This window comes from Umboniibacter marinipuniceus, assembly GCF_003688415.1.
Taxonomy (GTDB): Bacteria; Pseudomonadota; Gammaproteobacteria; order Pseudomonadales; family DSM-25080; genus Umboniibacter; species Umboniibacter marinipuniceus.
In genome coordinates, this window is the sequence record NZ_REFJ01000003.1 from 277,076 (window position 1) to 296,572 (window position 19,497).

20 protein-coding genes are annotated in these 19,497 nt (G+C 48.5%); 10 read left to right on the forward strand and 10 right to left on the reverse strand.

Annotated elements, in window-relative coordinates:
* The first annotated feature begins 54 nt into the window (after positions 1–54).
* A complete protein-coding gene (locus tag DFR27_RS07490) occupies positions 55–1,614 on the forward strand; it encodes a phospholipase D family protein (RefSeq protein WP_121876830.1) in 1,560 nt (519 codons plus the stop codon).
* 48 nt (positions 1,615–1,662) lie between these two features.
* Positions 1,663–2,814, forward strand: a complete 1,152-nt coding sequence (locus DFR27_RS07495) for a CDP-glycerol glycerophosphotransferase family protein (protein ID WP_170150814.1) — start codon at positions 1,663–1,665, stop codon at positions 2,812–2,814.
* Positions 2,815–2,940: 126 nt separating this feature from the next.
* Here DFR27_RS07495 and lpoB read toward each other — a convergent pair whose 3' ends face one another.
* The 3 genes from lpoB to DFR27_RS07510 form a co-directional block, all read right to left on the reverse strand.
* Positions 2,941–3,543, reverse strand: coding sequence for a penicillin-binding protein activator LpoB (gene lpoB, locus DFR27_RS07500; RefSeq protein ID WP_121876832.1), 603 nt, complete (start codon positions 3,541–3,543; stop codon positions 2,941–2,943).
* Between the two features lie 13 nt (positions 3,544–3,556).
* Complete coding sequence (locus DFR27_RS07505) at positions 3,557–4,939, reverse strand: COG3014 family protein (protein ID WP_121876833.1); 1,383 nt, start codon at positions 4,937–4,939, stop codon at positions 3,557–3,559.
* Positions 4,940–5,155: 216 nt separating this feature from the next.
* Positions 5,156–6,070: a pseudouridine synthase gene (locus DFR27_RS07510; protein ID WP_121876834.1), complete on the reverse strand. Its 915-nt coding sequence runs from the start codon at positions 6,068–6,070 to the stop codon at positions 5,156–5,158.
* 70 nt (positions 6,071–6,140) lie between these two features.
* Here DFR27_RS07510 and DFR27_RS07515 point away from each other — a divergent pair, with 70 nt between their 5' ends.
* A complete protein-coding gene (locus DFR27_RS07515) occupies positions 6,141–6,734 on the forward strand; it encodes a LemA family protein (protein WP_121876835.1) in 594 nt (197 codons plus the stop codon).
* An 8-nt stretch (positions 6,735–6,742) separates the two neighbouring features.
* Complete coding sequence (locus DFR27_RS07520) at positions 6,743–8,557, forward strand: M48 family metallopeptidase (RefSeq protein WP_121876836.1); 1,815 nt, start codon at positions 6,743–6,745, stop codon at positions 8,555–8,557.
* A 64-nt stretch (positions 8,558–8,621) separates the two neighbouring features.
* Here the strand turns inward: DFR27_RS07520 and DFR27_RS07525 are convergent, their stop codons facing one another.
* The 3 genes from DFR27_RS07525 to DFR27_RS07535 are packed head-to-tail and all read right to left on the reverse strand — an operon-like array spanning position 8,622 to position 11,208.
* Positions 8,622–9,674, reverse strand: a complete 1,053-nt coding sequence (locus tag DFR27_RS07525) for a glycosyltransferase (RefSeq protein WP_121876837.1) — start codon at positions 9,672–9,674, stop codon at positions 8,622–8,624.
* Entirely contained in the window at positions 9,671–10,459 is a 789-nt protein-coding gene (locus tag DFR27_RS07530; protein WP_121876838.1) for a glycosyltransferase family 25 protein, read from the reverse strand. Before DFR27_RS07530 ends, DFR27_RS07525 begins: the two co-directional genes overlap by 4 nt.
* Positions 10,460–10,461: 2 nt before the next feature.
* Positions 10,462–11,208 carry a hypothetical protein gene (locus DFR27_RS07535; protein ID WP_147434525.1) on the reverse strand — a complete coding sequence of 249 codons (747 nt, stop codon included), beginning with the start codon at positions 11,206–11,208 and terminating at the stop codon, positions 10,462–10,464.
* A gap of 151 nt (positions 11,209–11,359) precedes the next feature.
* On the opposite strand from DFR27_RS07535, the gene DFR27_RS07540 reads away from it, so the two are divergent.
* Positions 11,360–11,971: a Yip1 family protein gene (locus DFR27_RS07540; protein ID WP_121876840.1), complete on the forward strand. Its 612-nt coding sequence runs from the start codon at positions 11,360–11,362 to the stop codon at positions 11,969–11,971.
* A 62-nt stretch (positions 11,972–12,033) separates the two neighbouring features.
* On the opposite strand, the gene DFR27_RS07545 is transcribed toward DFR27_RS07540, so the two are convergent.
* Positions 12,034–13,194, reverse strand: coding sequence for an iron-containing alcohol dehydrogenase (locus tag DFR27_RS07545; protein ID WP_121876841.1), 1,161 nt, complete (start codon positions 13,192–13,194; stop codon positions 12,034–12,036).
* 172 nt (positions 13,195–13,366) lie between these two features.
* Here DFR27_RS07545 and DFR27_RS12725 point away from each other — a divergent pair, with 172 nt between their 5' ends.
* Complete coding sequence (locus DFR27_RS12725; RefSeq protein ID WP_121876842.1) at positions 13,367–14,458, forward strand: tRNA nucleotidyltransferase/poly(A) polymerase-related protein; 1,092 nt, start codon at positions 13,367–13,369, stop codon at positions 14,456–14,458.
* Positions 14,459–14,486: 28 nt separating this feature from the next.
* Here the strand turns inward: DFR27_RS12725 and DFR27_RS07555 are convergent, their stop codons facing one another.
* Entirely contained in the window at positions 14,487–14,729 is a 243-nt protein-coding gene (locus DFR27_RS07555; protein ID WP_121876843.1) for a GrxA family glutaredoxin, read from the reverse strand.
* A gap of 374 nt (positions 14,730–15,103) precedes the next feature.
* On the opposite strand from DFR27_RS07555, the gene DFR27_RS07560 reads away from it, so the two are divergent.
* On the forward strand, positions 15,104–16,285 hold the full coding sequence (locus tag DFR27_RS07560; protein WP_121876844.1) for an acyl-CoA dehydrogenase: 1,182 nt from the start codon (positions 15,104–15,106) through the stop codon (positions 16,283–16,285).
* A 220-nt stretch (positions 16,286–16,505) separates the two neighbouring features.
* On the opposite strand, the gene DFR27_RS07565 is transcribed toward DFR27_RS07560, so the two are convergent.
* Positions 16,506–16,823 carry a hypothetical protein gene (locus DFR27_RS07565; RefSeq protein WP_121876845.1) on the reverse strand — a complete coding sequence of 106 codons (318 nt, stop codon included), beginning with the start codon at positions 16,821–16,823 and terminating at the stop codon, positions 16,506–16,508.
* A 42-nt stretch (positions 16,824–16,865) separates the two neighbouring features.
* The gene (gene tcdA / locus DFR27_RS07570) at positions 16,866–17,657 is read right to left on the reverse strand and encodes a tRNA cyclic N6-threonylcarbamoyladenosine(37) synthase TcdA (RefSeq protein ID WP_121876846.1); all 792 of its coding nucleotides are present in this window, start codon (positions 17,655–17,657) and stop codon (positions 16,866–16,868) included.
* Between the two features lie 76 nt (positions 17,658–17,733).
* On the opposite strand from tcdA, the gene DFR27_RS07575 reads away from it, so the two are divergent.
* The 3 genes from DFR27_RS07575 (at position 17,734) to DFR27_RS07585 (ending at position 19,495) form a co-directional block, all read left to right on the forward strand.
* Positions 17,734–18,573, forward strand: a complete 840-nt coding sequence (locus DFR27_RS07575) for a 23S rRNA (adenine(2030)-N(6))-methyltransferase RlmJ (RefSeq protein WP_121876847.1) — start codon at positions 17,734–17,736, stop codon at positions 18,571–18,573.
* Positions 18,574–19,011 carry a D-aminoacyl-tRNA deacylase gene (dtd, locus tag DFR27_RS07580; protein ID WP_121876848.1) on the forward strand — a complete coding sequence of 146 codons (438 nt, stop codon included), beginning with the start codon at positions 18,574–18,576 and terminating at the stop codon, positions 19,009–19,011.
* Positions 19,012–19,198: 187 nt separating this feature from the next.
* On the forward strand, positions 19,199–19,495 hold the full coding sequence (locus DFR27_RS07585) for a TfoX/Sxy family DNA transformation protein (RefSeq protein WP_121876849.1): 297 nt from the start codon (positions 19,199–19,201) through the stop codon (positions 19,493–19,495).
* Positions 19,496–19,497: the final 2 nt, after the last annotated feature.

Here is a 19,497-nt window from a genome sequence, read left to right on the forward strand (position 1 = left end):
GATTATTTAATTCGAGTCACTTTTCCATTCATTAAACTAGGTTCTCAGGCGCTCATGCAGGCGACACAATTGTTTAAGCTATTCTCGTACATCCTGTTTCTCAGCGGATTCGTTTGCTTGACGAGCTGCCGCAGCTTGCCACCCGCCGACCAAATGAATCGTACCGAGAGTTTCGCCATTGGCAGTGACCGTGCATCTTCTCTCTCAGAGCACGTTAGCGAAGCGGTCGCAGCAAGGCCGGATCAGTCTGGATTTATGGTCCTCGCCGGTGGGGTCGATTCGTTCGTAGCAAGAATGAAGCTAATTGAAAGCGCGGAGATTTCGCTCGACGTTCAATACTATATTTGGCATAGCGACTCTACCGGGCTAGTTTTAGCCAATGCACTGATTGACGCTGCCGATAGAGGTGTCCGTGTCCGACTGCTCTTGGACGATCTAGACACTTCGGGGAAAGATTTAGGCTTAAGTGCCATAAACCAGCACCCGAACATCGAGGTCCGTGTATACAACCCGTTCGCCAATCGTTCATTTAGGCTATTTGAGAGTGTTAGCCAGCTTAATCGTGTTAACCATCGAATGCATAACAAATCACTTACTGCCGACGGTCAAGTAACCATTGTAGGTGGCCGGAACATTGGCAACGAATACTTTAATGCCGAAGGCCATGCCGCCTTCGCAGACCTTGATGTTTTGAGTATCGGTCCCGTTGTTGCAAAGGTCAGTGACGCCTTCGATAGCTACTGGAACAGTCCGTGGGTTTATCCGTTTGAATTGATCGCTAATAACGTTGATCAGGACACCTTAGCTGGATTACAAGCAGAGCTCACCGCAACGGTCGAACGAGAGAGTGAGAGTAATTATGCCCAGGCGGCCTCCGAATCCAAACTTTTAACATCCGAATATTACGATCAGTTCCCCCTGTACTGGGGTAAGGCCGAGGTGCTCTATGACGCACCTAACAAAGCTGAGACAGATAGCGCAGATACCGCCACTCACGTAGGCGCTAACTTGGCTAACCTGCTCCGAATAGCCAACCGAGACATCCTCATTATTTCAGCGTACTTTGTCCCAACTGACCACTTTGTCCAGGGAATGAAGATACTAGTAGAAAGCGGGGTTCGGGTGCGAATACTAACCAATTCTCTAGCTGCTAACGACGTTGGTATTGTTCATGCCGGCTACATGAACTACCGCGAGGCGTTAGTTGAGGCAGGGGTTGAACTTTACGAATTCAAACCCAACGCAAACCGAGCAACCCCCCAAAAGCATTCGTTTGGATCTAGCAGAGCCAGCCTCCACGCCAAAACCTTTACCGTTGATGAACGCTATATGTTTGTCGGGAGCTTCAATTTGGATCCGCGTTCGATGGATCTGAATACCGAAATGGGCGTTCTTTTCGAAAGCACTCTGCTGGCAGAACGAGTCTCTAGAGAGTTTGATGAATCAATTCTGAATAAGGCCTATAGGGTAGAGCTGGATGAAAACCAAGCGTTGCGGTGGCGAACCACTGAAAACGGCGAGGAAATCACATTTGAACACGAACCTGAAGTCGGATTCTTTCGCCGGATTAGTGTTAATATTCTCTCCTATATCGTCATTGAGTCCTGGCTTTAGAATTTCGCCCTCTTTGACTCTGCCATCACTCTAAATCAAGGAGCTATCGTGTCGCTGCTTTTCGCGATTCTACAGTTTTTCATCCCCCGAAATCGAGATATTTGGCTCTATGCAGAAGGCCAACAACGTTCTTGTAGTCACTTTTTAGTTCAGTCGAAGGGGCTGGACTCGCGACGTCATGTCTACATTAGTAACAATTCTGTGCAAGCTACCAATTTGGATAAGCTTGGCATTGAAACCTGTGCCGCCAGCTCGCTAAAGGCCAAATGGTTATCTATTCGAGCCGGTGTCTGGGTCATTTGCACCACTCGACCGAATGAGTTAAATCATCGGCTCTCCGCAGGGGTAAAGCGGTTCAACATTTGGCATGGGATGCCAATCAAAGCCATCGCCCTCGAGAATTATAATCCCAAAACGTGGAAGAAAAGCGAGTTTAAGCGCCGTCGAAATCTTCGTCGTCAAACTAAAAAGTATCAGCGAGTCTCTTTCCTCTGTGCTACATCGCCGATGAGTCAAGCTCTCTACTGCAAGAGCTTTGCAAAGCCCCCTAGCGAGATGCCTATAGTTGGTGAACCGCGCAATGACTACCTCATTAAGCATCGCGGTAATCGCAATAATCTCATCGAGCGCTATGGTCACGGCTTCAAAACCGCCGCGAAGGTGTTTGTCTATATGCCAACGTTTCGCGATTACGGTAAATGGGAAACCAAACTGGATTTGTTTAGGCTGAACCAATTTTTAGCCGACAACAACGCTATGCTGCTCATCAGAGCCCACCCTAGCGATCAAAGTCTTAATGATTTAGGTACGGATTATAGCCACATCGTAAAATCTAGACCTCAGTCTGGCAGTTGGGACGATGCCTATGAAGAGCTCGTTGGTGCCGATGTACTCATCACCGACTATTCAAGCCTATTGTTCGAATACTTGCTCACTAGTCAACCTATCCTGTTATACCATCCGGACCGTGAGAAATATGAAAATAATCGCCACTTTGGATTGGACTTTGAGCAAGTCAAGCCGAGCGAAAGCATTACTGAGTTCGATGACTTACTCAACGCAATGTCGAGTTGCTTAGATGGCAGTTTCGATACCACGCTATTGGAAAGGTCAAAGGCTTTGATCCACTCGGTCACCGATGATAAGTCAAGTGAACGTGTCCATGCAGCAATCTGCGAACAGTTGAGCACTAACCCTTAACTACTAGCCTGCCATAGTTCTCTGAACGAAAAAAAGCCCCTAATTATAGGGGCTTTTTGCTGGTCCTTTACCACTTAGTACGCTGGCAAAGGTAGCCTTCATTTCGATAGACTCACCAGCGTGAGATTACCAACTTGCACCGCGTTGACCGGTGACTTTAGCGATAACTCGCTCTCCTTCCCAGTAAGCTAAACCGGTCTTTAGATCAGTCAGTGTCAACTGGAAGTAGTACTCAACACGCGTATCATTATTATCCAAGTTGTTGTTGCGCTGAAGAATCTTGCCGCTCATCGAAAAATCAGGTGCAATCACCGTGCCGTTTTCTTGCACGGTACTTTGGTCCACCATTTTGTCATTTTGTAATTCGCGCATTTCTCGGGTTGCGTTGTCAGAACCATCAAATGCTGTGGTTACAAAAAATCGACCCGAGTTGAGCAACTGAACACGCATCCCCTTAACAAGCTGATCGGTATCTATTCGTTGCATCGTGTCATTCGTTACCGACGAAATGTGAATCACATAACGCTCGCCCTGTGCCGTTTCCGGGTGAACCATTAATGGTGAGGCAATAATTTCTGCCGTTAGCTCGTTCGCCGCGGCCTGAAAATCTGCGTAGTTAAGGCCTGGGGTCTGATTACTATTTGGATCCGTTGGATCAATAGTGTGCGTTGGCGTTTGGCAACCCACTAGGCCAACAAACAGACTCAAAATAATAGCAATTCTCAACATGGTAATGTGCTCCTTATGGGATATTTATTACGTCGATAACCGGCTCAGTACCCGGCGCGACCTGTTGTACGTAGACTACGTGTGCACTCGCATTGGTATCGAGCCGGACCTTATTCACACCATTCGCTAATGTTAGATAGAGATCTCTATTTCGGCGTGTTGTGCGAATAACATTGAACTCCTCGGGTAACGCCGAAAAGCTTCTAGTATCCGCGCTAGTTGAAGCGATTTGAGCCATCATCGCCAGTGCGGTAGCCCAGCCGTCGTCGTCCTTTTTAGCCACTTCATGTGTCGCCATAGCTTTAAGCGTAGCACGGATAATTTCACGAGTAAGAATCACAGGATACTCAGCCTTGAACTCTGCACCAATGATACGATCCATATCGGCAATTTGTTGGGCTTGGTCCGATCCCACACTGGCCGACTGAAAGTGGGTAGGTCGTGGCTGAAGTGTTGGTAATGCAATAGTAAAGTAGTCGTGGAAGCTACGATCAAAGTAGATAGGGATACCAAAACGAAACTCACGTTTGGCCACTGACAAACCTGATTCAATAAAGACCCAAACATCACCATCGGGTCGAAAACTACTATCTCCTGCCGCCAAAGCACGCGCCATATTAAAGTCCCGCTGTGCCGATTCGCTCCCCGTCAGCGAGTACACCCGGCGAAAGGAATCCGCCGCCAACTCGTAGTCGTTGGCTGAAGTTGCGTAAAGTAGCCTAAACAGTCCCGCGGAATAAGTGGTAAACGGGTTAACGTAGCCATCGTAGGCTCGCCAGGTGGGCTCGAATAGCTGCGCCTGCTGGCGCTGCAGTTGCTTTAACGACGCGTCATAAGCCAAATCAATCGAAGCGGGATCATCCGCCTGCGAAACCAAGCTCTGTTGTGCTTCAATTTGTGATGAGAAATAACGTACCGCCAGACGTTGGCGCTCTTCGGCACGATTAAATTCTACTCGGGCATTGGCGACATCCTCGAGCTGCCAAAAACTCCAAGCTTTGTAGGTATTCGCCATGACGCCATCTGCGTACTTCGCCTCATAATCTAAAGCGGCGTCGTTTAGCAGCAACCCGCCGACCGACTCCCCGGCCTTAGCCACCGCAGATTCGTTGACCTCGAAGTGCATACGACGCTCAGCATCGTCGAACGCTGCAATGGCAGCACGATGATTACCTGCTCTTCGCTCAACGGCGCCAAGCTGCAGTGCCCAAAGTAAGTTGCTGGCCCGCTGCTGTGAATTAAGCTCCGCGTACTCCTGAGCAAGCGCTAGCGACTGAACGGAATCTCCCGTTCGCCAGGCTTCATCAAACGATGCTTGTTTAGACTGTTGAACCACCCCTACACAGGCAGTCAATGACAACAGTGATAACCCCAACCAGGTTCTTCTTCGCAACACCGAAACACTCCGTTTTCTTTAGTTAAGACAGCTACTTTATTCTGCCAATACAGTATTATGTGCTCCTCACCGCAGCAGGACTACACCTGTGCCAAGCTCACGACGTTGACTCGGTCTAATGACTGTACTAGTAAGTCTACCGCAAATTTAACATTGAACTGTGAACTTATTTTTCATTCAGAGACTCAGGCATTAAAGGCTGTAGTGTTAGTGCATTCATCGCTCACTTTCAATTACCCCAATATCACAGCTAATAGTTTGCCCATCTACCGGGTCTTCAAAACTTAACGCCCGCGCTTTTAACTTGAGCGGAGCTGTCAATTGATCTGGCTTCTTCTCCCGCAGCTTTGGGTAAAAGGGATCATTCATTATAGGATGTCCAAGAGCAGCCATGTGCACGCGGAGCTGGTGCGTTTTGCCAGTGACAGGCTCTAACTCAAAACGATAGGCGTCATCGAGCGGTCCCAAAAATTGAATCCGACTATAGGAATTCGCTTCACCCTCGTCTTCACGCCAACAAAAGCTCGGCTCACCTCTAACGAGTTTTGAGCGGTGGTGAACAATGTGCCCTGCAGAACTTTCTGGCGCGTATATCGAAAGCGCTTCGTAGCGCTTGCGAATAAGACCATCGCGAAATAAACGATGGTATCGGTCTCTATCCGCCGCTCGTTTACAGAGCAGTACCAAGCCCTCGGTAAGCCGATCCAATTGATGGACCGCGGTTAGCTCAGAGGAGTAGCCTCGCGCCACCAAACGTCCAACCACGGTCTCTGTAATAAATTGCCCGCCAGGATTTACCGGTAAAAATGAGGGTTTATTCACGATCAAACAGTGTTCCGTTTCGAACACAATGTTAAGATCTAGTGGAATGGTTGGTTCTTTATGAACCTCGCGATAATAGAGAAGCTCCAATTGAGGCTCAAATAATTGATCCACTAATATCGGCACGCGCGCCGAGTTTAAAACTAAACCTCGAGCAATACGGTCAAGCCATTCAGCTCTACTGACGTTGGGGAATCGTTCAGCTAAGAAGTCCACGACAAGGCCCGAACCATGGTGGGGAAGAAAGACTCGGCTTGCCTGTACACCATTAATTATCGACTTAGTGGCTGTCTCTGAGTTGGATTTCAACTTGACAAATTCCCCACATTAGATTAAAAAAACAAATATAAGTTAAATAAGATTAACAAGGAGTTGCAATATGGACATCTCAACCATCATTATTCTAGTCGTTCTGGCGGCCATAGTCTTCTACGTAGTGGGTATTTTCAACAAGCTGGTGAAACTAAAGAACCGCTTATTGAATGCCTTTGCACAAATCGAAGTCCAACTTAAGCGCCGCTACGACCTGATCCCCAATTTGGTGGAGTCAACCAAGGCCTATCTTTCTCATGAGTCTGAGACCCTCGAAGCGGTAATTACGGCAAGAAATAGCGCAGCCTCAGCGCTGAAAGCAATGGCTGCAAACCCCTCAGGCGTGCAAATGAGTAAACTTGGCGCTGCAGAGGGCGGTCTAATGGCTGCCATGGATAAGCTATCCGTTACCATTGAGGCTTACCCTGAACTGAAGGCCGATCAAACCGTAGCGCGCTTGACCGAAGAGCTGAGTTCAACGGAAAACCGTATTGCGTTTGCACGTCAAGCCTACAATGACGATGTCAACAGCTACAATACTTACAAGCAGTCATTCCCGAACAACTTTGTTGCCGGCTTCTTTGGTCATGTACAGAATGGTGTTTGGTTAGAGTTTGATGACAGTGCCCAGATTCAGGCTGCACCAAAAGTTAGCTTCTAAGTTTAGTTATGCAGTTTTTCGACGAGCAGGACCGCAGCCGGAGGCAATCTAGGTTATTGTTGAGCCTTTTTGCGCTAGCGGTACTCGCCCTGCTAGCCGTTACCCACTTTGCGTTCTACGGTATGATGCTCTTTGTAGACAACGCTAATACCTCTGAGCAAGGCGTGGCTATATATTGGTGGGCCGACGCCCTGATACTCATTACCATCGCCGGGGCGTCCTTTTATCGGTGGTTAACACTTCGCCGTGGCGGCATCATCGTTGCACAAGAGTTAGGCGGTGAACTTGTGGATATCAATGACGGCCAGCGCTACCTCCAGGCAATGAATATTGTCGAGGAAATGGCCGTTGCCGCTACAACTCCAGCCCCCAGCCTCTTTATTCTAAAAAATGAGCAAGGGATTAACGCCTTTGCCGCAGGCAGCACGCCCAGTAATGCTGTGATCGCGCTAACTCAAGGGGCCATTGACAACCTCAATCGCGACCAGGTTCAGGCTGTCGTCGCCCATGAATTTGGTCATATTGTGAATCGCGATATTCGGATTAACTTCCAAATGATGGCTCTGCTTTTTGGGATTGAGTTTATTGCATTGATCGGCCGCCATGCGATGGCGGTCGTGGGTAGCTCTCGCCCCCGTCGTAACTCATCCTCTGGTAAGGGAACACTGGCGATCGCCGTGATCGGCGGTGTCCTATTTCTCTTCGGAAGTATCGGCGCCTACTTGGCCAAGCTCATTAAGCTCGCGGTTAATCGGCAGCGCGAGTATTTGGCCGATGCAACGGCCGTAGAATTTACTCGCTACCCCGAAGCGCTTGCTACCGCGCTCACTAAGATTTCACAGCACCGCACTGGTGGTCGCGTACTACATGAAAATACCAGTGCCATGGCACACCTCTTTTTCTATCGGCCTCTTGGTTCTTGGAGTGGCAGAGGCACCCACCCGCCCTTGGCTGATCGGGTGGCACGATTAGGCTATCAACTTGATGCGCTACAGGACGCGCTGGCAGAGAAGCTTGTTTCACCACCCGTCCAAAAAACACGTTCCGACGGTAAAGTGGCAAGTTCATCGTTGTTGAACGAAGCACATCAACGTCTGGCTGGGCTATCTCCATCTCTGGTTGCTGCCGCCCACAACCCCTCTTTGGCAGCGATACTTATCCCCGCTATTGTTATTCAGCGAGCGACCAGTTCGAATGGTAGTCAGGTTTCTCCACCTGAAGCCCTAACACAAGGTCTTGATCAAAGTGCCCTAAGCTGCCTAAACGAGTTGACTGCAAACCTCGAGACAACCGGCCCCTCATCGCTGTTAGCGCTAACAGAAATTACCCTACCAACACTTAAGCAACTGCCGCCCAGTGAGCAGCGGAAATTACGAAAGAAGCTCAAGCAACTTTTGGAACACGCAGAGCAACCTCAAGCCTTCCAATGGTGTTTAGCTGTGTTAGTAGAGTTCTATCTCGAGCAAGAGCCACCCCATCGACCATCTATTCGATCAATGAGGAAGTTGAAAGGACCGTTGAGCTTAGTTATTTGGAGTTTCTTTACGCTGGGTGAAACATCAACTCAGCTGCAGGATAATATCGCCGAGCTCGCTCGCAACGCCCTCGGCTTTGACATCGCAAAGCGCGAAGCGACGCCGGTCGAATTCAGTCATTTTTTGCATGCAGTTCAACGCATAAATTGCGCCACGCCGCTCATTAAGCGTAACTTGCTCAACTTACTTGAAAAACTCGCGCAAGCCGACAATGTCTCCACCCAAGCAGAGCTCGACATGCTGAAATCATTGAGTATTGTTTGGGACTGCCCGCTGAAGCTTAGGTAGCTGCGAACGTCTTTTGGTAGTGCCTCCTTCGATTATTCGGGAGGCGACTGCAACATGTTGATTACTATTTGATTAGATCAAGGTGAGCGTCGACGATTTGCTCAGCGCTGACGAAGTTAAGCTTTGGCACGGAAAATTGTTCTGGCGAAGCAACTAAGACGCGGAGTTTACTGGCAAGCGCCTCTTCATCGCCAAAGGGAACCCGTTGATGATCGGCGAGTAGCGCTTTGGTTGCCAGCCCCGAATCCTGCGCGACGAACCCAGTATTCAATATCGCACTCTCCCTGATAACTAAGCCCTGAGCTTCATTTTCGGCACAAAGCACAAAGCCCACTGCATGGCGGATAAACGGATAAGGATTGGCAATAAATCCAGTGAGAATAATATCCTTGCTCCGTCCGAGCGCTTTAATTTGCTCGCGTATTACTGGCTCTTCCTTACCTGATCCGACAATGACCAGTTTCTCGCTAATACCGCTTTTTACGTAGGCATTAATTAGGTGGTCAAGATGTTTGCTCGCTTCAAAACGACCAACACTAACCAGATAGCCCTCGACGCCAGGATTAAAGGCACGCGACTTGAGATCAATATCTTCAGTTATTATGGGCGTGGGCAGTACAGAAGTGGCAAATCTCGACCCCGTAAAACGAACAAAGTCCTCAACAACGTCCTCACAATTACCGGCTACCGGCTTACTTCGATAAACCTTCAACACCTCGTTCGGGTCCCAGGCTTTTAGCGTGGTTTTCACTTCGTCCGACAATGCCGCGTGAAGCACTAATACCACGTTAGCCAACTTGCTTCGTGACAACACTAGGTCAACGGGAAAGAGATTCGACAAAATGAGGTCAGGCTGACCGATGAACCGTTTAACCCAGCGATCAAATCGCTTAGCTACCCAGGTTCCGCGTAAAAATCGGGGAATAGAGCGGTATTTAGCGTAGGGAAAATAGTGAACGGTAATACCAGGGGGAATGTCATGTTCAATCTGATTTTTAAACACCACAATATCAACGTGGTGACCTGCATCCACGAGTAGCTTTGCCAAGCTAATTACATTGCGCTCGGCGCCACCACCGCGCAGCGTAAATATAGCGAGCAAAACATGCTTATTCATTCGTTAAAATCCTTAACTCGCGGCGTAAGTTGTCGGCGTGTGGCGACTACCGAGTACAACAGTTGACGCCTAGCCATTCGCAATTGCGATAGTATGCGGCGAATCTTATAACGCCATTTACCCCTATCATCTTCAACCTCTCTACGCGTATTCAAGATTGTTGATTGAGTTTCGATGGGTGGTTCAATTCCATAGTGCTCACAGCAATCCAGCTGAATGGACAGCGGCGGCTCCGTCTGAAAACTATTCAGTTGGTGCGCCCTACAGATCTGAGCATCGGCTAAGGCAGCACCACTTAACCGGTGTAGCTGTAACAATTTCCGCGCTCCAGATGGCCATAAAATATAAGCCGCGGCGCCCGTGCGATCTAGGTACAGTCGTCTCAGTTCAGTGTTCGCTATAGTGTAGATTACTTTATCGCCAATTAGCTTCTTTCGCGCTCTGACTTCAAGGGAAATGTGATCAATATCAACTAATTGCGCTACTTCCTGTAAAAATGTCGGCAGTTGAGCGGAAAGTAATGCGTCATCTTCCAAGATCAGCATGGGTTCGCTAGTTGCAGAAATTTGCTCCCAAAGTTGAAAGTGACTGAGATAACAGGCCACCTCAGTAGGGCTCATTTTTCGTTCCCACTGAACGGATAGGGCCTCTGCAACGGCCTTAGGAACCTGCTCACGGTTAACTGCGTCCTTAAAGCTCAACGCTAGACCAAGTGACTGGGCTTGCTTGAGTTGAAATTGGCGCCTATCGACGGCGCTGGGTAAATTAATGACAGTGATCTTCATAGTTACCACCACTGAGTCCGAGCTCTTGTGTGGGCATCGCGAAAACGCCTAAATACCGAATCATGTTCGCTAAGGCGTTTGAACACACTATGATAGATAGCTAAGCAGGCTGGTTGATGCGGTGACTTCTGTCGTACTCGCAGTAGCCGCCAGTGAAAATTTCTTAAGGTATCATCCGTTCCCACTGCAAAGGCCGACGTACCGTCCCAAAGCGCCACTCGTTTGCTGCCCATATCTAAATCTTCAACGGCTGGCAACGGTTCATCTATTTTTCGGAGCCAACGCTCTGTCTCAGCGAGTTTAACGGCATTAATCAGTCCGGCCGTAGCCAGCGCATAGGCTTGCTCCAAGGGTTCCTCACTAAAATCAGCGAAGGTATCTGCGGCCGACACCAACCAGCGAGTGTTTAAATTTTCTACTAGGTAGTCAGCCTCTTCTGACCACAGCCGAAAGAAGTGGGCTAGATTCACATCGAGTTCTACTTCGCGGCGAATGAGCACAATAAGTTGCGCGTGACGATAGCAAAGTTCGCTTTGGCCGATGAATTCGTTTTTCAGGTTTTCTAGGTGTGATAAAAGGTCTTTATCAGCCCCGTGGGTGTAAGTAGGTGCAGCGCCCTGAATAACGGCAAACTTTAGCTGAGCGAAATCATTATCATCGAATTGCTGAGTGAGGCTTTCACCTCCACGCTTACGCTGATGACGGCTCATTGAAAACCACTTTAAGAAGGCCGATTTTTCACGTTTCACACTATTTATCCCGTTAAGCTAGTAGTCCAAAGTCTAACTCAGACACCCAAATAATGAAATCCATGTGCGCTGGGCAGCCGCTGGAATTGTCTAGGCCGCCAAATTTCCTTATAGTTGTTGCTTCAATCACCTGAAGTAAAGGAATTCCTCTATGAGCGACACCTTCAACCCTTGGCTCTCCCTCTGGACAGCACCACGCGCCACAATCCGTAAATTAGTCGATACTGACCCAAGCTATATGGTACTTATTCTTGCCTTAGCTATCGGTGCTATCAGTGGCCTTCAGGGCGTTACGGAGCTAATCGTTTCCGGTGAAATTTCCGAAAATCAAATGATGATGAAGATCGTTGGCGCGCTGATCGGCGCAGTGGTATTCGTTTTGGTGCTTTACCTCACTGGCTGGCTCTATTCGGTGGTCAGTAAATGGCTAGGCGGCGAAGCGCCAGCGCGAAACCTGCGTACCGTGGCCGCGTGGGGAAATGTACCATCACTTGTTGCAGGCATTCTTATTCTGATTTGCTACACCTTCGTGACTAAGTCCACTGACATGGACGCTATCGAGCTTTTGGTAGCACTCATCACCTCGTTCTTTGGAATCTGGCAACTTGTTATCCTGTGTAAGATGATTGGTGAAGTAAATGGTTTTTCTGCTTGGAAAGGATTGGGCGTACTGATTATCTCAGTACTGTTGCTTCTTGCCGCAGCAGTAATTATTGGATTGACGATTGCTCTCTTGGCCGGTGTTCTCTCACTGCTTGCTTAATACTCTAGCCGAAAATTGATCGATGCAACTTAGTATGAGTAGCATCGATCAGAGGCTCTTTACTAAGCGAGTGAACGATAGATCTGCGTTAACTCGGTATTTGTTGCCAAGCGCGGATGATTCGCAAGAAAACCTGAGTGTTGCACCGCTTGAGTTAGCCGTGAGGAAAGAGACAGCACTTCGGTTCGATCTAAACGTTGCTCAGCCAAACTGGGGAGCGAGATGGAATCAACCAACTTCGTTATCTCTTGCACAAAGCGCATCGCGCTGCGATTACGAGATTCTCCACTCATAGCAAGCCCCGCCGCCACACAGAGTCTTTCCAACCTTGCTGTTGCGCTACTCAAGCTAAATTGAAGCACACCCGGCAGTAACGCCCCCACGCTCCAGCTAAAGCCCAGGTTGAACTGCTGTACCAATGCCGTACTCATGCCAGTTAATAGTGCAGGTGATGAGTTGGTAATTGCTAAGCCAGACCAATAGCAGCTGTTCAGGAACTGTGAACGCTCCTGAATGCTCAGCTTAATGCCATCCTGATGCGCCAATTTCTTTAGCAAGCCATAGAGGTAACTCACTACCTCTAGCGAATACAAGTCGCTAACGAGCGAGGAACGGCGTGAAAGAAATGCCTCGATGGCGAGCGCTAACGCGGCAATGCCTGACTCAACGAGCTTGGCTTGGCTTAGGTTAGCAAACAGCTTCGCGTCGATCAGCACCGCCGTTGGCATGAGCCCATGGCCTTGAAACTCTAGCACTCCCGCCTCTGTATTCAGCGCACTTGGCTTAGCAATTTCAATGGCCGCAGAAGGTGTTGACGGAATTAACAGCAGCGGTACGCGACTTCCCGAAACCTCGTTTGGACGAGCTAAGTCTGAGCTCTCACCGCGATAGAACATTAGATGCCTTGTAACCTTGGCCCTTACAAGGGTTTGTGAGGAGCCGAAGGCGATAAGTAGATCCGCCTTTGCCCTCAAATAATGTTGCTTAACAGAGTTGAGCGAGCCTTCCACGCTCTCATTAGGATCTATCGTCAAGCTATCGGCATAAACACCCGCCTGGGCAAGATGGTCCACTAGCTGCTTATGATAGCCCATGGCGACGGCTGTTTTATCCGTCAGAATAAAACACCGGCGGCTGCCTATGGCATCCACCAGACTGCTTGCTCTTAACAGAGCTCCTTCGCTGCACTCAACAAAGCGCGGCGTAATACTGGAGAAGTTCATCAATTCGTACCTCTATTGAGGTGGTAAAGATTAGCAGTAAACACAGGCGGAGAATGTGATCGCGTTTTATGCTAAACGTGAACGAAGTGATCTTTCTTCAGATTAACAGTGATTGTGAGCCTTAAAGCAATGGCTTAGACTTAGTTAATCATTCCACCACGAGTATCACCCTATGCCTACCTATTTGGTTGGCGGCGCAGTCCGCGATCAACTTATGAACTACCCATTCCACGAACGAGACTGGGTGGTGACTGGGACCTCGCCTGAAGAGATGTTGGCCGCTGGGTTCACGCCCGTGGGACGAGATTTCCCTGTCTTTCTTCATCCTGAGACCAAAGAAGAATACGCGCTGGCCAGGACCGAAAAAAAGTACGGCGTGGGCTATCATGGTTTTATCTTTAACACCGCACCCTCCGTAACACTCGAAGAGGACCTCAGCCGGAGAGATCTCACCGTTAACGCGATTGCTCAAGATAGTGCTGGGCGGCTCATTGACCCATTTGGTGGCGTTGAGGATATTAATCGTAGGTGCTTACGGCATGTATCGAACGCCTTTACTGAAGACCCTTTAAGAGTACTTCGCGTTGCTCGATTTGCCGCCAGATATCATCATCTGGACTTCACCATTGCCCCTGAGACCGAATCACTACTGGCTGAGATCGCAGCGTCTGGCGAATTACAAACACTGAGTAAAGAGCGAGTATGGGGGGAAACGGAAAAAGCCTTGAATGAGCAAAATCCAGCGATCTTCTTCGAGGTTTTACAGCGAATCGGTGCACTAGAAGACTGCTTTTTTGCTGCATCTCAGCTTTTGGATTGGCGGGTATTGAAAGAACACACTCGCACCCTACCACGCAGCGAACAACGATGGGCGTTGATGTTAAGCAGCTCAACCAAAGAACAGATTCAATCCGCGCACCAACTACTCGGTGCCAGCCATCGCTATCGCGACTTTGCTGTGGATGTGGTCACCATGAATGCTCTGTTTAGCACTTCAACATTGTCTGCCGATCAGGTCATGGAAGCGCTACAGTATTTCCGCGCGCTGAAAGACGAGACAAAATTGCGGTGTTGGCTAGATTATCAAATTTCGCTAATGCCGGAATGGCAAGCAAACGCAGAAGTCTTGATGGACTGTTTAGCTGGCGCGGCTACAGTGAGTAGCAAAGGCCTGATAGCCGAAGGATATAGTGGCCCAGAGCTGGGGTTGGCGATTAAAGCTCAGCAATTACAACAAATTAGTGCGAGGTTAGCAAAGTCCTAACCTCACACAGCATTACAAATCTAGAGGCTTAAAGACCTTGATCTTTCACGTAGGCATCTAGCTCAGTGAAGCCGCCGATATGCGTTTCACCATGAAAAACCTGCGGAACAGTGAGTACTGGCTTACCTATGGTTTTTTCTAGGTCAGCTTTAGTAATCCCTTCCTCATGAATATCAATGTAACGAAATGGGAAGCCGCGTAACTCGCACAATTCCTTTGCTCGAACACAAAAACCACATCCCTTACGGCCAAAAATAGTAAACGTTTCCATAGCTTCCTAACTCTCAATTAACGGTTGATAGCCCTATTATCCCCTTGAACAGGTAGCTACGCCAATAAAGAGTTACCACTAGCTCTATAGTTATAGACTATCTAGCCGACTACTAACGGAACAAAAGACGACGCGTTTAGACCATTTTTTTTCGAATTAATTACTGAATTATGCAAATTGACCGAATCTAACTAATTTGCCGTTGACTGATTATTCAGCAAGGTTAGTATCAATGCTATATAACCAACTGAATAGAGAACAAAGCGCACGAGTTCGCCACTAGCAACCGAACGACTTGTCGCTTGAATAATTACTTCTATCAAATAGCGCCGCGTCTTTTACGCACCACAATAACAATGACTTTAGGACACGTTATGAGCAGTAAACATATCTTACAGAATTGGGACGACATCCTACTTTTGGATCAACAGTTGAGCGAAGAAGAAATTTTGGTTCGTGACACCGCTCGCGACTATGCTCAGAACCACCTTCAGCCTCGGGTACTCGAAGCAAATCGCCATGAAACATTCGATACCAATATCATGCGAGAAATGGGCGAGTTAGGACTTTTAGGATCTACGATTCAAGGCTATGGCTGTGCTGGTGTTAACTACGTTGCCTATGGTCTGGTTGCCCGCGAAGTTGAGCGTGTGGATTCAGGCTATCGCTCGGCGCTGTCCGTGCAATCTTCGCTGGTGATGCACCCTATCAACGAATGGGGCAGCGAAGCGCAGAAGGAAAAGTATCTGCCAAAGCTCGCAACCGGTGAATGGATTGGATGTTTTGGTCTGACTGAGCCTGACGTGGGCTCTGATCCAAACGGAATGAAAACGCGAGCCAAAAAGGTTGATGGCGGTTTTGAGCTAACGGGTGCGAAAATGTGGATTACCAACTCCCCGGTAGCCGATGTATTTGTAGTCTGGGCTAAAGACGAAGCCGGTGACGTCCGCGGCTTTATTCTTGAGAAGGATTGGAAAGGTCTATCAGCACCAAAAATTGAAGGCAAGTTTAGCCTGCGCGCATCGGTTACAGGCGAAATTGTCATGGACCGCGTCTTTGTTCCAGCGGAGAACCAGCTGCCAAAGGCCAAGGGCCTGTCGGGACCATTTTCCTGTTTAAATCGAGCTCGCTATGGCATTAGCTGGGGAGCATTGGGCGCAGCCGAGTTCTGTTGGCATGCAGCTCGCCAGTACACACTTGACCGCATTCAATTCGGTCGTCCGCTAGCGCAAACACAGCTTATTCAGAAAAAATTGGCCGATATGCAAACTGAGATTACCTTAGGCCTGCAAGGATCTCTTCGAGTTGGCCGCCTAATTGACACTGGCGATTGGGATCCTACTATGATCTCTATGGTGAAACGCAACTCCTGTGGTAAAGCCTTGGAAATTGCCCGCACCGCCCGTGATATGCACGGTGGTAACGGTATCTCTGATGAGTTCCATGTCATTCGCCATGCCATGAACCTTGAAGCCGTCAATACCTACGAAGGTACCCACGATGTCCACGCCTTGATTATGGGCCGTGCACAAACTGGCCTCCAAGCTTTCTTCTGAGTATTTTTTTGCGCCCATTTAGCCTTGGGTGAATAGAACACCGCCAGCTCTGTTGGCGGTGTTTTTTTTCATCTGACGAAATCATCTTACTAGGATAGTCGGGTTACTAAGATAGTCGGGTTACTAATGCGCTGCAGTTGCCTTGCATGTGTCAATACACCCCATCTAACCACGCTGCATTACCGGCCTCAGCTGCTCAACTTCGGGCAATACTTGCCCCCTAAAACGAAGCCAGGCTAAAGTATCCAACGGCAACCAGTATTACCGCCATAACGAAGGCGATGAACTGCCTACCTGCGCGTTGGTACATCCGAGCTTTGGCCACTACTTCTGGGGTATCAATTTTTTCCAATAGTTGTTTACGCGCTTTGGTAATTAAAACGAACGGTATCCATGGGTAGTATTTAGTGCCTAGCTGGTTCCAAATTTCGGGGGCGTTAGTCTGAATGGAGCGATAGTATCGCCATTCAGCAAGACTTGAACGAATCATCAAGCTCGCCCAGCTAACAGCCACTACTACGATAATCCAAGTTGTCATCATCACTCCTCCTGTCTTAAAAAGACATTAACGATATTAACTTCAAGCTTGACGATTCGTCGCGCGAGCAATGAGCTTGTCAATGGTTCGGCTTGCGGCAATAAAGCCAAAGGTTCCGGTCACCATTGTTGAGGCGCCAAATCCAGCACTGCAATCCATCTTGGTTATACCCTCGGGCAAATATTTCTTACCGTTCACTGAGCCGTCTGGTTTGGGATAGGCAATCTGCTCTGTTGAGTAAATACATTCCACCCCGAAACGCCGTGATAAGTTGCGACTGAAATTAAAACGGTTACGAAGTGTACCCCGCACCTTCGCCGCTAGGGGATCATTAATGGTCTTACTCAAGTCCCCCGAAGTAATCAAGCGAGGGTCGCTCTTTCCGCCTGCTGACCCCACCGTAATAATCGGCAACTTGTTCCGTTTACAGTGCGCAATCAGGCCTGCCTTGACCATTGCTGCATCAATGGCATCTAACATTAAGTCGGCCTTAAGATCTATGACTTCGCTTAGGTTATGCGGCGTAATAAAGTCATGGACCAACTCTACCTCACAATCAGGATTGATCAGAGCAATACGGTCGGCCATTAGCTCAATTTTACTCTGACCAATGGTGTTGTCTAAGGCATGTAACTGCCTATTAATATTCGTCTCGCAGACCTCATCCAAGTCAATCAAGGTTAGTTTGCCAACGCCTGAGCGTGCCAATGCCTCAGCCGCCCACGTGCCCACGCCACCAATACCGGCAACGATGACATGCTGCTTCGCCAACAAATCTGTGACACCACCTCCGTAGAGACGGTCTATCCCGCCAAAGCGCTGCTTATCAGACAAACTTTTTCTCCGTTTCAACTATCCGCAAAAACTAAGCCTAGTGTTATACTCGGTGTTCCGCTTACGAGAGTTTCCTATGTTAAGTTATCAACACAGTTTTCACGCCGGTAATTTCGCCGACGTCCATAAGCACACCATTTTATTGGATGTCGTCCGTTATCTCCAACGTAAAAATTCGGCCATCACCTTTTACGATACACATGCTGGTAGGGGTTGGTATGACCTCGATGGCGTGGACGCCAACAAGACGGGCGAGTATCTGGAGGGAATTAACCGCCTCAACATAGATCACAATCATCCCGAAGCCATTGAACGCTATTTGAATTTGGTGCGAGATATCACGGGAGGTGCCGGCGATTCCTATCCTGGTTCACCAATGTTAGTTGCCGATCAACTACGTGATCAAGATGAACTTCACCTTGCTGAGGCTCACCCTGGTGAGTTTGAACAACTGCGCCAGTTATTGAAGAACATTGATCCTATTCATATTCATGAGCGTGACGGTTTTGAGATGGTCAAGGGGTTGTTCCCACCACCAACGCCTCGTGGGATGATCCTCATTGATCCGTCCTATGAACAAAAAGAGGAGTATCAGTGGGTGGCTAAATGCGTCAAAGGCGCATACCGAAGGTGGCAAAAAGCGGTTTGTCTAATTTGGTACCCGCTGCTTCCTGCCAATAACCATCTCAAAATGATTGATGAACTGAGTAAGCCAGACCTACCACCCATGATCAGAAGCGAGATTTCAGTCCGCGATCCCGAAGGTGAACGCGGAATGTATGGCTCCGGTATGTTAATCATTAATCCCAGCTATTCGCTTGTTCAGGAGGGTGAAGAATGGCTAAAAAGCCTGGCAGAATCACTCTCTGACGAGGGTAAGTCGAGCTTTAAAATCATTGGCGAAGAGCGACTTTAAATGCAGGTATTGATTCAGCGCGTCTCTGAAGCTTCAGTGACGGTTGACGGTTCGGTGGTAGGCAAGATCAACAAAGGCTTACTCGCACTCGTTGGCATCGAGGCTCACGATACCGAGGAAACGGTCCAGCGAGCGGCACAGCGACTCACGAAGTATCGGGTGTTTTCAGATGAGAACGGAAAAATGAACTTGAGCGTGAAAGATATTGAGGGTGGTATTTTAGTTGTCTCTCAATTCACCCTAGCCGCCGATACTAAACGAGGATTGCGGCCTAGCTTCTCTTCAGCCGCATCGCCGGAGCTTGCCCAGGAACTGTATCTATCATTATCACAGGCCATCAAAGAAAGCGGCGTAAAGGTGGCTACTGGTCAGTTTGCCGCCGACATGAAAGTTGCGCTAATTAACGATGGGCCAGTGACTTTCCAACTGGAGTTTTAGGATCTCCTCCCTAATAGTTCATAATTAACTACTGGCGAAAAACCAAAAAAAACCTGCTAACACATCACAAATTAGAGCTAACGTCGGGAAAAAGCCTGAACTGATCGGTCATTTTTTATTCAATTTCTTTGCGAAAGCGTGAATCTGTTGTTATATTCAGTTAAACGTAGCTTAGGCAATTAGTGAAATGACGGACCATCGCCTTATCGATTTGCCAAATATTGGCGCCTATAGTGCTCATGAATTAGAGCGCGTTGATATTGTGACCGCCCATGACTTACGTCAATTAGGCGCTGTTCAAGCGTTTCATAGAGTTTGGTTTCATGCTGAACGCAAACCTACCGAGAATCTGCTTTGGGCCCTAGCCGGTGCACTGGATGGTCGTCATTGGAAATCTTACGACTACCATGAAAAGCAGGCATTATTAAATGCGCTTGAAGCCCACCGTAAAGCGCAGACGCTTCACGATGAACTTCAAGCCTAACT

Bases quoted from the DNA above. Each gene is read 5' to 3' on its own strand.
- DFR27_RS12725 (WP_121876842.1), top strand. From the start codon at position 13,367: ATGCCTACCTATTTGGTTGGCGGCGCAGTCCGCGATCAACTTATGAAC.
- DFR27_RS07555 (WP_121876843.1), bottom strand. From the start codon at position 14,729: ATGGAAACGTTTACTATTTTTGGCCGTAAGGGATGTGGTTTTTGTGTT.
- DFR27_RS07490 (WP_121876830.1), top strand. From the start codon at position 55: ATGCAGGCGACACAATTGTTTAAGCTATTCTCGTACATCCTGTTTCTC.
- DFR27_RS07530 (WP_121876838.1), bottom strand. From the start codon at position 10,459: ATGAAGATCACTGTCATTAATTTACCCAGCGCCGTCGATAGGCGCCAA.
- DFR27_RS07565 (WP_121876845.1), bottom strand. From the start codon at position 16,823: ATGACAACTTGGATTATCGTAGTAGTGGCTGTTAGCTGGGCGAGCTTG.
- DFR27_RS07525 (WP_121876837.1), bottom strand. From the start codon at position 9,674: ATGAATAAGCATGTTTTGCTCGCTATATTTACGCTGCGCGGTGGTGGC.
- DFR27_RS07545 (WP_121876841.1), bottom strand. From the start codon at position 13,194: ATGAACTTCTCCAGTATTACGCCGCGCTTTGTTGAGTGCAGCGAAGGA.
- DFR27_RS07585 (WP_121876849.1), top strand. From the start codon at position 19,199: ATGACGGACCATCGCCTTATCGATTTGCCAAATATTGGCGCCTATAGT.
- lpoB (WP_121876832.1), bottom strand. From the start codon at position 3,543: ATGTTGAGAATTGCTATTATTTTGAGTCTGTTTGTTGGCCTAGTGGGT.
- DFR27_RS07575 (WP_121876847.1), top strand. From the start codon at position 17,734: ATGTTAAGTTATCAACACAGTTTTCACGCCGGTAATTTCGCCGACGTC.
- DFR27_RS07520 (WP_121876836.1), top strand. From the start codon at position 6,743: ATGCAGTTTTTCGACGAGCAGGACCGCAGCCGGAGGCAATCTAGGTTA.
- DFR27_RS07560 (WP_121876844.1), top strand. From the start codon at position 15,104: ATGAGCAGTAAACATATCTTACAGAATTGGGACGACATCCTACTTTTG.
- DFR27_RS07540 (WP_121876840.1), top strand. From the start codon at position 11,360: ATGAGCGACACCTTCAACCCTTGGCTCTCCCTCTGGACAGCACCACGC.
- dtd (WP_121876848.1), top strand. From the start codon at position 18,574: ATGCAGGTATTGATTCAGCGCGTCTCTGAAGCTTCAGTGACGGTTGAC.
- DFR27_RS07515 (WP_121876835.1), top strand. From the start codon at position 6,141: ATGGACATCTCAACCATCATTATTCTAGTCGTTCTGGCGGCCATAGTC.